The sequence below is a fragment of the Clostridium neonatale genome, from assembly GCF_001458595.1.
GTDB lineage: Bacteria > Bacillota > Clostridia > Clostridiales > Clostridiaceae > Clostridium > Clostridium neonatale.
This window is the reverse complement of sequence record NZ_LN890328.1, coordinates 3016054-3030887: the sequence shown is the minus strand read 5'-3', so window position 1 is coordinate 3030887 and position 14834 is coordinate 3016054. Positions and strand designations below refer to the sequence as shown.

12 protein-coding genes are annotated in these 14834 nt (G+C 27.5%); 7 read left to right on the top strand and 5 right to left on the bottom strand.

Annotation, left to right across the window (positions count from 1 at the left end):
* Nucleotides 1-105 precede the first annotated feature (105 nt).
* From BN2920_RS20245 to BN2920_RS20225, 5 genes are all read left to right on the top strand, one after another.
* Nucleotides 106-966, top strand: a complete 861-nt coding sequence (locus tag BN2920_RS20245; RefSeq protein ID WP_058296769.1) for an ABC transporter substrate-binding protein — start codon at nt 106-108, stop codon at nt 964-966.
* Between the two features lie 70 nt (nt 967-1036).
* Complete coding sequence (locus tag BN2920_RS20240) at nt 1037-1696, top strand: amino acid ABC transporter permease (RefSeq protein ID WP_058296768.1); 660 nt, start codon at nt 1037-1039, stop codon at nt 1694-1696.
* On the top strand, nt 1683-2405 hold the full coding sequence (locus BN2920_RS20235) for an amino acid ABC transporter ATP-binding protein (protein ID WP_058296767.1): 723 nt from the start codon (nt 1683-1685) through the stop codon (nt 2403-2405). Before BN2920_RS20240 ends, BN2920_RS20235 begins: the two co-directional genes overlap by 14 nt.
* A gap of 199 nt (nt 2406-2604) precedes the next feature.
* Nucleotides 2605-2922 carry a hypothetical protein gene (locus tag BN2920_RS20230; protein WP_058296766.1) on the top strand — a complete coding sequence of 106 codons (318 nt, stop codon included), beginning with the start codon at nt 2605-2607 and terminating at the stop codon, nt 2920-2922.
* A gap of 295 nt (nt 2923-3217) precedes the next feature.
* Complete coding sequence (locus BN2920_RS20225) at nt 3218-5386, top strand: M13-type metalloendopeptidase (RefSeq protein WP_058296765.1); 2169 nt, start codon at nt 3218-3220, stop codon at nt 5384-5386.
* 884 nt (nt 5387-6270) lie between these two features.
* Here the strand turns inward: BN2920_RS20225 and BN2920_RS20220 are convergent.
* The gene (locus BN2920_RS20220) at nt 6271-7446 is read right to left on the bottom strand and encodes a cation diffusion facilitator family transporter (protein ID WP_058296764.1); all 1176 of its coding nucleotides are present in this window, start codon (nt 7444-7446) and stop codon (nt 6271-6273) included.
* 703 nt (nt 7447-8149) lie between these two features.
* On the opposite strand from BN2920_RS20220, the gene dapA reads away from it, so the two are divergent.
* Complete coding sequence (gene dapA, locus BN2920_RS20215) at nt 8150-9034, top strand: 4-hydroxy-tetrahydrodipicolinate synthase (RefSeq protein ID WP_058296763.1); 885 nt, start codon at nt 8150-8152, stop codon at nt 9032-9034.
* Nucleotides 9035-9340: 306 nt separating this feature from the next.
* On the opposite strand, the gene BN2920_RS20210 is transcribed toward dapA, so the two are convergent.
* The 4 genes from BN2920_RS20210 to BN2920_RS21900 all read right to left on the bottom strand — a co-directional run bounded on the left by BN2920_RS20210 (nt 9341) and on the right by BN2920_RS21900 (nt 12608).
* Nucleotides 9341-10072 carry a PepSY domain-containing protein gene (locus tag BN2920_RS20210; RefSeq protein WP_058296762.1) on the bottom strand — a complete coding sequence of 244 codons (732 nt, stop codon included), beginning with the start codon at nt 10070-10072 and terminating at the stop codon, nt 9341-9343.
* A 290-nt stretch (nt 10073-10362) separates the two neighbouring features.
* Nucleotides 10363-11715: a sensor histidine kinase gene (locus BN2920_RS20205; RefSeq protein ID WP_058296761.1), complete on the bottom strand. Its 1353-nt coding sequence runs from the start codon at nt 11713-11715 to the stop codon at nt 10363-10365.
* Nucleotides 11716-11719: 4 nt separating this feature from the next.
* On the bottom strand, nt 11720-12388 hold the full coding sequence (locus tag BN2920_RS20200; protein ID WP_058296760.1) for a response regulator transcription factor: 669 nt from the start codon (nt 12386-12388) through the stop codon (nt 11720-11722).
* A gap of 34 nt (nt 12389-12422) precedes the next feature.
* Entirely contained in the window at nt 12423-12608 is a 186-nt protein-coding gene (locus BN2920_RS21900) for a PepSY domain-containing protein (protein WP_159136685.1), read from the bottom strand.
* A gap of 370 nt (nt 12609-12978) precedes the next feature.
* On the opposite strand from BN2920_RS21900, the gene BN2920_RS20190 reads away from it, so the two are divergent.
* Complete coding sequence (locus BN2920_RS20190; RefSeq protein WP_058296758.1) at nt 12979-14301, top strand: M18 family aminopeptidase; 1323 nt, start codon at nt 12979-12981, stop codon at nt 14299-14301.
* The last annotated feature ends 533 nt before the right edge of the window (nt 14302-14834 follow it).

The window sequence follows — 14834 nt, the reverse complement described above, 5'->3', positions numbered from 1 at the left end:
CATAATTATAAATAAGTGTTTATAATAAGTTTATCAAAAGAAAGACAGGCCATTATGAAAAAGGTCAATAAGGGAAGTATAGCAAATAAGAAGGGGGATTAATAAATGAAAAAAGGAATATTAAAAAAGATGATCGCAGTTGTTGCAGTAGCTACAATGGCAATTAGTGCAATAGGATGTGGAAGTAGTAGCAAAACTGAAGGGGAAAAGACAGAAGGTGCGGCTGTAGAGCAAAAAGCCGATGGAGGAAATTTAAGTGATATAAAATCAAAAGGAAAACTTGTAGTAGGTACAAGCGCAGATTATCCACCATATGAATTCCATACAATGGCGAATGGAAAAGATGAAATAGTAGGGTTTGATATTGATATAGCAAAGGAAGTTGCTAAAGAGTTAGGCGTTGAACTAGAAGTAAAGGATATGGATTTTGATGGGTTACTTGTAGCTCTTCAAGCAGGAAAAGTTGATATGGTATTTGCAGGAATGACTCCTACAGATGAAAGAAAGGAAAATGCTGATTTTTCAGATATTTACTATACTGCAACTCATCGTTTTATTTTAAGAAGTGGTGAAGAAGGTTCAGTTAAATCATTTGATGACTTAAAGGGTAAAAAGATTGGAGTTCAAAAAGGATCAATTCAAGAAGGAATTGCAAAAGACAATTTTGATGAAGCAAACATTAAATCTTTAGCAAAGGTTACAGACTTAGTATTGGACTTAAAGAACAATAAAGTAGATGCTATTTTAATTGAAGAAGGTGTTGCAAAGATTAATTGTGATAAAAATAAAGATATAGCAATGTCTGATTTTGTAGTAACAGATGAAAATGGTGGAGCTGCAATAGCTTTAAAGAAAGGTTCTACTGAATTACAAACAGAAGTCAACAAGACTATAAGCAAGTTAAAAGAAGAAGATAAGATAACAAAATTTGTTTCAGATGCAAGTGATTTAGCAGCTGAACAATAGAATTAAACATTGAATGAAATTACCCATAGGGGGTTCCTAATAGGGATGAATTGACTAAGGAGGTTGTATTTTGAATTTTACATTTTTAGATAAATACTCAAGTTACTATATAAAAGGTGCAGAAATAACAATAATACTGGCTTTATGCGCAGTATTATTTGGAACAATTTTAGGTTTGTTATTAACACTTATTAGGCGTTCAAAAATTAAACCTATAAGCATCTTAGCAACAGCATATGTAGAATTTGTAAGAGGTACACCTCTTTTAGTTCAGATTTATATAATCTATATAGGGTTACCTAATTTAACTGGATTAGATATGTCAGATATGGCAGTTGGTATAGTTGCATTATCATTAAATTCAGCTGCATATGTTTCAGAGATAATAAGAGCTGGTATTGAAGCTGTTGATAAGGGGCAAATGGAAGCGTCAAGAAGTTTAGGTATGACTCAAGGGCAAGCAATGATTGATATTATAATACCTCAAGCATTTAAAAATATCTTGCCTGCACTTGGAAATGAATTTATATCAGTAATTAAAGAATCTTCAATGGTTTCTGTAATAGGTGTTGCAGAGCTTATGTACAATGCTGGAATAGTAAGAGGAAATACAGCACTTGGATTAGAACCAGTAATTGTTGCAGCAGTATTTTATTTTGTAATTACATTCACATTAACAAGATGTTTAGGATTTGTTGAAAGGAGATTAAAGGCTAGTGATATACGTTAAAGATTTAAACAAGAGTTTTGGAAAAAATGAAGTACTAAAGGGAATTGATGAGCATATCGCTAAAGGGGAAGTGGTAGTTGTAATTGGACCATCAGGTTCAGGAAAAAGTACTTTCTTAAGATGCCTTAATCTATTAGAAGTTCCTACATCAGGCACAATTACTTTTGAAGGAAAAGATATAACATCAAAGGCAACTGACATAAATAAGATGAGAGAAAAAATGGGAATGGTATTTCAACAGTTTAATTTATTCCCACATAAAACAGTAAAACAAAACATCTGTCTAGCGCCTATGAGAGTTAAAAAGATGTCTAATGAACAAGCAGAAGCAAAAGCAAAAGAGCTATTAAATAAAGTAGGGCTAATTGATAAAATAGATGCATATCCAGCATCACTTTCAGGTGGTCAAAAGCAAAGAATAGCTATAGCAAGAGCATTAGCTATGGAGCCAGACGTAATGTTGTTTGACGAACCAACATCAGCATTAGATCCAGAAATGGTCGGTGAGGTTCTAAATGTTATGAAGGATCTTGCAAAAGAAGGGATGACAATGGTAGTTGTTACTCATGAAATGGGGTTTGCAAGAGAAGTTGGAGATAGAATATTATTTATGGATGGTGGAAAAATCGTAGAACAAGGTACACCAGATGAAATATTTAAAAATCCTAAGAATCCACGTACAATAGATTTTTTATCAAAGGTGCTTTAAAATAAAGATTTATAAACAGAGAGAGTTATATTTAAATTTTAGATATAACTCTCTCTGTTTTTTTGCAAGTATAAGTTCAGAAGTTATAGTTTTGAAATTTTATAATATATATTTTTGCTTGTAAAAGTTAATGATATAATAATAATCTATTATGTAGTTAAATAAAACGATAAAAGAAATATGGAAGGAGAGAATTATCATGGGAGCACTTTTAATTTTATTTATATCAATGACTGTAATTAGTATTTGTGCTGCATTAATGTTATTTATAACTAAAGAAAAAAATAAACAAAATATAGCATTTATTTTTGCAGGAGCAGTTAGTGTTATTATAACATTATTGAATGTAACATCTTTACCTACAAATTGGGTTATGGAAAAATGTATTGCTTGGTTGATGGGAGTACCAGCTATTATTGGATTAGTACTTTATTTTGTAGTAAAAAAATATTATATGTTAAGTAAAATTCTTATAGTATCTTCAATGATACTAGGAATTATAAAAATATTCTTCTGATTTTTAAATATTAATGTAACTTATGAAAACAAATAATATATTTGATTTTTATTTATTAACAAAAGCTTTATGAATTAACTTAGTAATTTATAAGCACATATTTGTAAAAGATTTAAAGAGCAAATAAATAATCTAAAATCCTAGAGCAAAAAGACTCTAGGATTTTTGCATTATAAAGATAAAAATATAGATAATAGAAATATTAAGTTCTTTTTAATAGAAGTTATGAATATAAAGATGTTATACTATATATACAAGCTTAATTTAAGAAGATGAAGGGAGATGGTTAAAGCCTATGATTAATTTAAAGAGAATGGTTAAGGTAATATCATTTACCATGGCTTTTATGACAACATTTACGCTATTTTCAACAGATGCCAAAGCCGCTAATGAGAATATTAATAATTCTTATGCAGATAAGCAAGGAATTCAATATGATTTTGAAGATATCATATGGAGTAAATATAAGCCACCTGCAAGCTCAAGCAGTAATAGGACAAGATCTGTTTTAGATAATGGAAAAGAAACAAGTTCAGGATACCAAGATGATTTTTATGGTTCTATCAATAATGATTGGATTAATGGAGTAAATCAATATATTACACCTGATCTTCAGGAAATCAGTTATTATACCTATCTTACAGCGAAAAGTACTGTAGACGTGAGAGACATATTTAATGAAATGTTGAAGGAACAGTCTAATTATTCATCAGATACTGTTGAAGGTAAGATGATTAATTTATATAATAACATGCTTGATACAGAAGCAAGAAATAGACAAGGTGTAGATGGTGCCAAAAAGTATGTTGATAAAATTAAAAATGTGAATTCAATTGATGAGTTAACAGAGCTTTTATGTACTAATGAAATGGATATATTTAATAATTTATTTAGATTTAAAGTATCACCTTTATATACAAATAAGAGTCATCAACTATATATACAGCCAACTTTACTTGGATTAGTTAATAGTAACGATTATTTTAGTGATACTGAAGAAAGTAAAGAAAGAAAAGAAAAATATATTAATTATATAGAAAGTACTTTAAAACTAAGTGGATATTCTGAAGATGAAGCTAAGAAGAAAACTGATGATCTTATATCGTTTGAAGAAAATATAGCAAAGAGTATGATAGGAATGGATCAGTTATATGGAGGAGAAATTGACTATAAATCACTTAATGTCTCTGTGACTATGGATGAATTAAATAAAATGGCTCCTAATTTACAATTGTCTAAGGTTATGAATGGACTTGGTATAGATAAAAGTAAGAATACGATAATAGTTCAGCAGAAAAAGTGGCTTCAAAGTCTAAATGCTTTATATACAGAAGAAAATCTTCCGCAAATAAAAAATTATATTGAAATTACAATACTACAGGCATTAGGTAAATTTCTTGATGATGATTTTGTAAGATTAAATGATGAATATATAGCTTATTTAAACCAAACTGAAAGTAATAGTACACAATCGGCTGAAAATGATGCTTATGAGACTATATATGCTAATTTTACAGAAGCACTTGGAAAGTTGTACACTGATAAATACTGTAATGAAGAAGAAAAAAGAGATGTTGAATTATTAGCAAAGGAATTAGTTTCAACTTATAGAAAGAGAATAAATAATAATGATTGGATAAGTGATTTAACTAAGAAAAATGCATTAAATAAGTTGGATAAATTGAAATTTAATATAGGATATCCAGAAACTTATGAAGATTATTCGGGTGTAGAAATTAAATCATTTGCTGAAGGTGGTTCATTAGTTGAAAATATGATGAATATTACTGAACATCAAAGGAAAAAAGAATTTGCTGAACTATACGAGCCTTTAAACGATGAAATTTTTTCGGGAACAGTTACGCCACAAGGAGTATTTGCAGAATATCATTTTGAAACTAATAGCTTAGTTGTTACAGCGGGTCTTTTAGAGCCAGATTTCTATAATATTAATGATTCTAAGGAAAAAAAATTAGCAACTGTTGGGTTTGTTTTAGGTCATGAAATTAGCCATGCCTTTGATGATCTTGGTGCATTATATGATGCAGATGGAAACTATCAAAACTGGTGGAATATAGAAGATTATAATAAATTTAATGAGAAGGCAGAGAAATTTAAAGAATTTTATAGCAGTATAGAAGGGTTGCCTGGTCAATTTATTAATGGTGAAAGCACACTAGGTGAAAATATTGCAGATGTTACATCAATGGCATGTTTATTAGATATATTAGAAACAATGCCTGATGCAGATTATAAAGAATTCTTTGAAAATTATGCAATAGGATATAGATGTGCAAGATCACCTGAATATGAACAACAAATGTTAAATTGGGATACTCATTCACCATATAAATACAGAGTAAATGCAGTTTTATCACAATATGAAAAGTTCTATGAAACATATGGAATTAAAGAAGGCGATAAAATGTATGTTAAGCCAGAAGATAGGCTGAAAATATGGTAACTTTCAACAATATAAATATATTTTGTAGAATCAAGATTTAGTGGATAGCAACCGAAATTCAATATATATAAGCTCGATTGTAGGGAAATTTAAGCTAAAACTTATAAAGACAGAGGTTGTGCCCAAAAATGTTTGCTCCCAAAAAACAAGTTTTGGACAAACAATTTTGGAACAACCTCTGTCTAATAAGTTAACAGCTTAAATTTCTTAATACAATACTACGCTTATCATATATTGAATTTCTTTGTTTTCCTCTAAAATTATAGATATCTAACTTATTTTAGCTAGAATATATGTTTTATGAATATTACATGACTAAAAATATAGTCTCAATAAATTGTAGTAATTTATAAAGTTACTTATTGAATCACTATATCACCAATAAATAAGCAAATCCGTAAGAGTTTATCTTCCTACATCTATAAATTAGTACATTAAAAAAATTATAGAATACTGACTTTTTAAATCTTTAACATGTATAAATAACTATTCATTAATTAAAAAATGTATTTATGTATAACAACAATATCTGAAACTCTGTGTTTAGATGAAACAAAGAAATAAAGCTCTCATATTGGGCGGAGACTTGCCTTCAAAAATGAAGCTTTAGAATTTTTACATTAATGATTGTTCCAAAATTGTTTGTCTAAGGCATATTAAAGGAACCATCTTCATCGGTAGATAAAGATGGGCTATACTGCTAAGTTCGTACCTTACTAAGCATTATATGCCTTGGAGCAAACGGTTTTGGGTACAATCATTGATGTTTAAATTTTTAGTTTCATTTTTGTAGCAAGCGAGCCAAATTTGAGAGCTTTATTTCGGTTATTTCACTAAAACTTACTACGTCCCTTATTTATATTGAGAACTGATAATTTATAATTTTATACATAGTGCTTATCAATTGTGATTACACAATTATAGCATGGGTGTATTTTTTTAACTCTTTCAGAAATTAAATCAATTAATGCTTCATTGCTTAAATGAGAATCTTTTGTAACATCTAAAACTACATCAAAAATTAAATTTTTTATTTTGCCTTCACCAACGACTCTAAAATCATGTATAGACTCTATAAAATCATATTCATCGATAACTTTTTGAATCTCATCGTAAGCTTCTTTTACTTCCCCTTCAATATTACAAACTGGATCTATATGAATTACTAGATATATTTTAAGTTCAGCAGATATTTCTCTTTCAGCCTTATCTATTATTTCATGTATAGCAACGACACTTATGTCACTTGGAATTTCTGCGTGAATAGATGCCATACATTTTCCAGGACCATAATTATGAACAATTAAATCATGAGTTCCTAATATATTTTCATATGAAAGAACTTTTTCTTCTATGGATTTAACTAATTCAGGGTCTGGAGCTTCACCAAGTAAAGGATTAATAGTATCTTTAACAAGATTAAATCCGGAATAGACTATAAATATAGCTACAGCCAAACCCACATATCCATCAATTGGAAGAGTGGTGAATTTTGAAGCTAGAAAAGAAAGTACAACACAGCTTGTAGTAAATACATCTCCTAAAGCATCAACAGAAGCAGCCTTTAATGCAGAAGAATTTATTTTATCGCCTACATACTTATTAAATTTTGAAAGCCACAATTTAAGAAATATAGATACAAATAATAATATAAATGGAATAAAATCAAATATAACAGGTTCAGGATTAACTATCTTATTAAATGAAGTTTTAATAAACTGTAATCCAACTAACATTACCATAAATGCAACTATTAGAGCTGATAAATATTCTAATCTACCATGTCCAAAAGGATGTTCTTTGTCAGCAGGCATACTGGATAATTTGAATCCCAATATAGTTATTAATGATGATGCTGCATCAGAAAGGTTATTAAAGGCATCGGCAGTAATTGCAATACTCGATACAATAACACCGACTGATAACTTTATTATAAATAGAAGTACGTTTACTAATATGCCTACTATTCCTCCAAGTAGCCCATAAGAGTTTCTTACTTTATCGTTTTTAATATTATTTTTGTCTTTTATAAATTTGTTGATAAGTAATTCAAAAAACATTTTTTCACCTCATATAAGTCCTAAATTTAAATATAAAATATAATTAATAAAAAATTGCAAAGGTAATTAAATTTAAATATAAAAATTATTATGATTTAGGATATTTATAAATATTTATTATTTTTGTTCAAAGTATATTAAAGTATAACCATAATTATATCATGAATGTTCAATTAATTCATATTGACTTATGAGCTAATTTGGAAAAGAATCTTGTATTTATGAAATTTGATTAACAGTAAAATTTTATATTTGTGTTAATTAACTTAGAAAGTCAATTTGTCATATGGATATTTCATAATCTAATTAATTTTGATAACAGTAGTATATGCTAAAATATAAAATTTTAATAGATTTTTAGTATGTTTTTTAAGCATTCAAAATTCACATATTCTTGTATCAAGATGTTTACATTAGCTTGATACAAGCGATTTTTCTTAATTTTTAAACTAGCAACATTTTTTAAAACATTTATATATACATTATGTTAAAATAATATAAATATAAAATACTAGAATAAATATGCATAAAATATCACAATATATTATTTTACTATGATATAATTTACTTATGAATTTTAAATATAAAATATATGAAAATGATTGAATTATTTAAAAAATGGGGAAAAATTTTCTATATTGATAATTTTTCTTTATAAAATAAATTAATTATATAAGGATTAACGATTTGGAGGCATGTTTTTATGAAGAAAACAATATTTACTGGTGCAGCAGTTGCAATAGTTACACCTTTTAATGAGAATGGAATTAATTTTGAAGAATTAAAAAGACTGATAGATTTCAACATAGATAATGGTACAGATGCAATTGTAATTGCTGGAACTACAGGTGAATCATCAACTATGTCAGATGAAGAGCACAAAGAAGCCATTAGATTTACAGTAGAATATGTAAATAAGAGAATTCCTGTAATAGCAGGTACAGGTTCAAATGATACAGCATATGCTGTTGAACTTTCAAAATATGCTGAAAGTGTTGGGGTAGATGGAATATTAGTTGTGACACCTTACTATAACAAAGCAACTCAAAGTGGTTTAGTTAAACACTTTACATATATAGCAGACAGAGTTAATGTACCAATGATTCTATATAATGTTCCATCAAGAACTGGTGTTAATATTCTTCCAGAAACATATGTAGAATTAGCTAAGCATCCAAGAATAGTTGCTGCAAAAGAAGCTAGTGGAGATTTATCTCAAGTAGCTAAAATTAAAGCTTTGTGTGGAGATAATCTTGATATTTATTCTGGAAATGATGATCAAATAGTTCCTATATTATCATTAGGTGGTAAAGGAGTTATTTCCGTATTATCAAATGTTATGCCTAAGGAAGCACACGAAATTTGCAGCCTTTACTTTGAAGGAAAGATAGAAGAAAGTGCAAAAATGCAGACTGATTATTTAGAACTTATAAATAATTTATTTATTGAAGTTAATCCTATACCAGTAAAGACTGCGTTAGGACTTATGGGATACAATGTTGGAAAGTTGAGAATGCCTCTATTTGCCATGGAAGGTAAAAATTTAGAAACATTGAAAGATAGCTTAAAGGAATATGGATTAATTTAGAAAAAGTATTGAAGTTGTGTATATATAACAGAGTAGGAATTAGGTTAATGATTTGTATAAAATATATTCAAACAATAGTCATACTCTTTTATACTTAATGTAAAAAGAACAGAATTGATAATTCATTTTTTGCATTACCTTCAACATAGTATTCTTTCATAATATAATTTTTAATATATAAATCTCCTTTAGGATACTACATGCACTATCCTAAAGGAGATTTTTTGCTTTGTTTAAATAACACTCTGGTAATTGTTTTATTTCACTGTGAGTATTTATATGTATGGATTCAATTTATATTTTATATTAATCATCATACTCGCTATCGTATTTTTCTATTGCTCCAGTTGATGAATTTATGTCATAGTCATATTCCATATTTCCAACTTTAAAACTTATTTCGTAGACTTTAATTCCATTCTTATAGTCATAATCTAAATCTAAATCTCTTATTGAATTTGAAGATACTTCAGCATGATTAAATGCTGTTTGTTTTGCTTTTTCTAGACCAATATCTGTTGATGAAGTACTATTTTGTGGTATATTTATATAATCGTCATCTATTTCATTATCATATTTTATAATTTTTCCTGTTGAAGCATCAATGTCATAATCATATTCAATGTTTCCAGATTTAAATTCAATGTCATAAGACTTAGCTCCAAATATATAATCAACACCAACAGTAACATAATTTACAGCATTTGAATATACTCCAGCATGATTAAATGCTATTTGTTTTGCTTTTTCTTCTCCTATATCTGTTGCTGAGTTAGCATTTGTAGTTATCCATTGACCATTACCATTTACATAGTATCCGTTAATTACAGTATCGTGAGCCATATATCCTTGTGAATTAAAATAATACCATGATCCATTTATATATCTCCATCCTGTAGCCCATGAATTTCCTTCTGAATACCACCATCCATTTTTATCCTTTATCCATGCTGCATCAGCTTCTTTAGGAGATATTGAAGCTAATGACAATGATAGTAAACATAATGCTATTAATTTTGATAAATTTTTCTTTTTCATTTTATTCACCTCTAAACTTAAATTTTTTAATAATATATTGAAATTATTTTTTATATATAAGTTCCAATAAAGTTACTTCATATGAACCATATATCCTTTTGGGTTTAGGGCAGATTTTAATGAAGATTCTTAATTAGAACATATATACTTTATGTTCTGGTATTTACTTAGCATAAAGTAATCATAAACTTAATTTTAATATATATGTTACAAGATCATTCTTTCATAAAATTAGACATAGATTATGCTGTTATAGTGTAGATTTAAATTTTCAACATATATATTATAATTTATAATAATATTTTTATTGTAGTGTACACTTTTTCAGTGCTAAAAATATTAATTTTACCTTTGTAATTAGTAACTATTTGATTGGCGATAGATAGACCTATACCATATGAATTATTATTTACTCTTGATTTGTCCACTTTATAAAATTTATTTAAAACATATTGAATATCATTTTGGGGGATTCCCATTCCATTATCAGTAATAGAAAGTTCTTTCCTACCATTATTTTGGGTTAAGCTTATTTTTATTTTACATATTTCTTTGTCATTATATTTAATTGAATTATCAATAAATATAACTAAAAGTTGTTTCAAGTGTTCATGAGTGATTTTAATGCAGTCTTCTTCTTTTACATCAATATCAAATTGAATGTTTTCATTTAATATTTTATAATGATTAACACAATCTAAAATTATTTGCAATACTTTAATTTCGTTTATTTCATCTAAATTAATTATTTCTCTTTCACATCTTGTAAGGAGCAATAAGTCATTTACAATCTTAATTAACCTATCTGTTTCATCAATGCATATATCAATGGATTTTTCCATTCTTTCTTTATCATTTTTTCCCCATCTTTTAATCATTGAAAGATGACCTTTAAGAGCTGTAAGTGGAGTTCTAAGCTCATGTGATGCATTTGAAATAAAGACTTTTTGTTCTTCAAATGAGCATTCTATTTCATCCATCATAGAATTAAATAATGTTACTATTCTATCAAACTCATCATTTGAATTTGACTTATTCATCCTATGGCTTATACCAAATTCCTTTACTTCTTCTATATCATTAGATAATCTATTGAGCTTTCTTAAAAATTTTTTAGATAAATGAATAGATCCTAAAATACTTAAAATAATACCAAATATAAATATGGCAAAAAATGTTGGGTAGTATGATTCTAGTAAATCTTCACCAATATATTCATCCGATACTATTTGTAAAATATATCTTTCTCCATTTATATATATTGGACCACTTAGTACAGAATAGATATCATCTGATATATATTCTGTTTCAATTTTAACATCTCTTCCAAAATAAAAATCAATATTTTCCCATATATCTTCATCATAATTACTTGCAAAACATTCACTGAAATCTTCTTTATACATACGAATATTTTGTTCATCATATCTAGCTATATTATTTATAGTATATTCATCAATATTAATATTAGAAAGTAGAAAGCATAGAACTTCATATCTATTTTCAATAGAGTCTTTTTGATGCTCTTTACTAAATAGAGTTATTAATGCAACTTGAGCTATTGTATATATTACAATTATTGCTGTTATTATGACTAATGATATAATACTGAATTCAAAAAATATATGTATTTTTCTTTGCATAGAACTATAGTTTCATAATATATCCTATAGATCTGACTGTTTGGATATACTGTTCCTTATTCTTTTCATCTAATTTATTTCTTAAATAGCTGACATACACATCTACAACGTTAGTACCTGCATCATAGTCATATCCCCATACTTCGTTTAATATATCATATCTGCTCATAACTGTATCTTTATTATTTATTAAAAGAATAAGGAGTTCATATTCTTTATTAGTTAGAGTCAAAACTTCACCAGCTCTACAGACTTTCCTTGAATTTAAATCAATAACTATATCTTTAAAAACTACTTTATAACTTTTTTTAGAGTTCTCTCTTCTAAAAACTACTTGGATTCTTGCAAGTAATTCTTCTATTGCAAAAGGTTTGGTAATATAGTCATCAGCTCCAATCTGAAGGCCTGCTACTTTGTCCATAACGTCATCTTTGGCACTAAGCATTATAATGGGGGTATTCTTTTTTCTTTTCAGTCTTCTGCATACTTCAAGTCCACTTATAATTGGAAGCATTAAATCTAAGATTATTAAATCAAATTCATTATTAAGTGCAGATTCTAAACCTGATTTTCCATCTTCACATATAAATACCTCATAGCCTTCATATTCAAGTTCCATTTTTATGAAATCTGATATATTTGCTTCATCTTCAATAATTAATATTTTTTTCAATATAACACCTCACATGATTGAATATTATAATTTGTTAATCAAAATCAATTATTGCACCTGTCTTTGAACTTACACTTACTTCACGAACTATATTGTTTTTATCAATAATATCAAATTTGTATTCTAAAATTCCATCATCAATTTCTTTTTCTCTTCTAAGTATGGCACCATCTATTAATTCTAGTGCAATATTTTCTGCTTGACTTTCAGTGTAATTCAAGTTAGATTTTACAAATATATAATAGCATATTAAAGACATTATAATCATTAAGAATGATATGATTGAGAAGATAATAAATATCTTTTTTATTTTTTGGGGATTGTTTTTTAATATTTTAAGCACTGGATTTATAAATTCACCACCAATCTTTATATTTTTTATTAGTATATCTATATAATAATATAAATAATAAGTTAAATAATTAATTAACATTTAAATAATTATTAAAAAATTTTAATAATTATTTAAATGTATGAGGCATTTTCTTTAGTAAGGTTATAAGTATTATTTAAAAGTACACTTTTCTTTGATAAAGTATAGGGATTGGATATAATATATATATATTAAAATTAGAAAAGAGGTATGACACATGAGTAACTCAAGACAATTATTAGACTTTATAAATAAAAGTAAAACTGCATTTCAAGCTGCTTATGAGGTAAAAGACATATTAGATAGAAATGGTTATACTGAATTAAAAGAAAGTGACAGCTGGGATTTAAAAGAGGGTGGAAAGTATTATGTTATGAAAAATAATTCTGCTCTTATAGGATTTGAAATAGGAAATGGTGAAATTGAAGAAGAAGGATTTAGATTAATAGGTGCTCATACAGATTCACCAGGTTTTAGAATAAAGCCTAATGCTGAAATTAAAGCAGAAGGAACTTATATTAAATTGAATACTGAAGTTTATGGTGGGCCAATACTTAGCACTTGGTTTGACAGACCTTTATCAATTGCTGGTAGAGTAACTTTAAAGAGCGATAATGTATTTAAACCAGAAGTAAGATTAGTAGATATTGAAAAACCAGTTTTAATAATTCCAAGCTTAGCTATTCATATGAATAGAGGAGTTAATGATGGGTATAGTTTCAATGCACAAAAAGATACATTACCATTATTAGGCCTCGAAAATGAAGAATCAGGAAAGGTTTTTGCAGATGCAGCTAAAGCTGATCTTGAAAAGGATGGATATTTATTAAGCCTTTTAGCAGCAACATTAAATGTTGAAGCAAGTGATATATTAGATTTTGACTTATTTTTATATGAATATGAAAAAGGCTCATTAGTAGGATTAAATGAAGAATTAATTTCAGTAGGAAGATTAGATGACTTATGGATGGTATTTGCTGGACTTAAAGCAATTACTGAAAGTAAAACAATTAATGCAACAAAAGTATTAGTTGCATTGGATAATGAGGAAATTGGAAGTTTAACAAAGCAAGGTGCAAATTCTAATATATTAGAAAACATACTTGAAAGAATAGTTTTAGGATTAGGTAAAGGAAGAGAAGAGTTTAGAAGAGCAGTATCAAATTCAATAATGATTTCAGCTGATTTAGCTCATGCAGTTCATCCTAATTACGGAGAAAAGTGCGATCCAACAAATAAACCTGTACTTGGAGGCGGACCAGTTCTTAAAATAGCTGCAAGTGGAAGTTATTCAACAGACAGCTATGCATCAGCAATATTTAAGGCTGTATGTGAAAAAGCAAACGTACCATGCCAGGTATTTGTAAATCGTTCTGATATGAAAGGTGGAACTACAATAGGGCCAATATCAGCAGGAAAACTTAATATACCTGTAATTGATATGGGGGCTCCACTTCTTAGCATGCATTCAATAAGAGAATTAGCATCTGTTAAGGATAATGAGTATACAATTAAGGCATTTACTGAATTCTTATCATAATAAGATAAGTTTTATAAAATTATCTTTAACATTAAAGACTTAACTTATTTAATATTTTTTATGGTAAATAGGCGGATTATATATATCAAACCTTATATAAATAATAAGTAAATATAGTAGAGAAAAATTCGTTGATACTCTGAAATTTAGAATGTAAAATTTATATCAGATAAGTTAGCAATGGCGCTAAGATTCTTAAGGAATTCTTAGTGCCTTTTTTAGTACTAACTTTATAAAGGAATTAAAGAGAAATTTTATAAGTTAATATTTTTATAATAATATTTTGATTTTAGTAGGATTTGTTTAAGTTCTAAGGCAGATGAAAATAAATGACAACTTTGGACTTGTTATTTTTATGAATGTGCCTAAAATACTTTTCTTTATATTTAACTCTTACACTTTATAAAGAAACATGTTCTTATCGAATTTTAGTTAAAATATGACCTAAGATTCATGCACCCCATTAAGCTAAGAATCTTAGGTTTTAATTTTATGAATTATTTTTTGAGAAAATGGCTAAAATAACTCTATTC

Excerpts from the sequence above, each read along its gene's own strand:
- BN2920_RS20245 (WP_058296769.1), top strand. The coding sequence starts at position 106 with ATGAAAAAAGGAATATTAAAAAAGATGATCGCAGTTGTTGCAGTAGCT.
- BN2920_RS20230 (WP_058296766.1), top strand. The coding sequence starts at position 2,605 with ATGGGAGCACTTTTAATTTTATTTATATCAATGACTGTAATTAGTATT.
- BN2920_RS20225 (WP_058296765.1), top strand. The coding sequence starts at position 3,218 with ATGATTAATTTAAAGAGAATGGTTAAGGTAATATCATTTACCATGGCT.
- BN2920_RS20220 (WP_058296764.1), bottom strand. The coding sequence starts at position 7,446 with ATGTTTTTTGAATTACTTATCAACAAATTTATAAAAGACAAAAATAAT.
- dapA (WP_058296763.1), top strand. The coding sequence starts at position 8,150 with ATGAAGAAAACAATATTTACTGGTGCAGCAGTTGCAATAGTTACACCT.
- BN2920_RS20210 (WP_058296762.1), bottom strand. The coding sequence starts at position 10,072 with ATGAAAAAGAAAAATTTATCAAAATTAATAGCATTATGTTTACTATCA.
- BN2920_RS20205 (WP_058296761.1), bottom strand. The coding sequence starts at position 11,715 with ATGCAAAGAAAAATACATATATTTTTTGAATTCAGTATTATATCATTA.
- BN2920_RS20190 (WP_058296758.1), top strand. The coding sequence starts at position 12,979 with ATGAGTAACTCAAGACAATTATTAGACTTTATAAATAAAAGTAAAACT.